Below are 545 nucleotides of genomic sequence, written 5' to 3'. Positions count from 1 at the left end.
CCGCCGCCCTCACATTGCCCGCGGGATTCAAGTTCTTTCCGCTGGCGGACCTTCCCTACGAAGACATTCCGGCGCGCGAAATCCGCGCGCTGCTGCGCCGCTACAGCCGCGAGCGGCACGACGAGCGCTTCAGCATCTACATGGATTCGGGCGATGGCGGGCGTCTCGCCAGCATTGATGGCGGTTCGAAGCCATGGATGCAAAGCCCCAAGGACGCCGAACAGGAACAGCCATGAAGACGTCAGTCAAATCGCTCGAGAATTCCCGCCAGCAGCTGTTCATCGGCGGCGGTTTCGTCGCACCGAAAGGCGGGCAATATATTCCAAGCTACGATCCAACGACCGCCAGGTCCTGGTATGAGCTGGCCGAGGCCGACGCATCCGATGTCGATGCCGCAGTCGCTTCAGCGCGGGCAGCCTTTGCCGATCCGGCCTGGCGCCGCATGACCCAGACCGACCGCGGCAAGCTCGTCTATCGCCTGGCGGAGCTGGTGCTCGAACATTCCGACGAGCTGGCGCTGATCGAGACACGCGACAATGGCAAGC

The 545-nt window shown here is 63.5% G+C and carries 1 protein-coding gene and 1 pseudogene; both read left to right on the top strand.

The window, feature by feature from the left end:
* A pseudogene (locus EOA22_RS36730) lies at nt 1-236 on the top strand (flavin reductase); the annotation flags it as partial.
* On the top strand, nt 233-545 hold a 313-nt coding region (locus tag EOA22_RS36725; RefSeq protein WP_127390767.1), incomplete at its 3' end, for an aldehyde dehydrogenase family protein. The pseudogene EOA22_RS36730 and the gene EOA22_RS36725, both read left to right, overlap by 4 nt.

The sequence above is a fragment of the Mesorhizobium sp. M7A.F.Ca.US.014.04.1.1 genome (genome assembly GCF_003998745.1).
GTDB lineage: Bacteria > Pseudomonadota > Alphaproteobacteria > Rhizobiales > Rhizobiaceae > Mesorhizobium > Mesorhizobium ciceri.
This window is presented reverse-complemented; position numbering and strand designations above follow the sequence as displayed.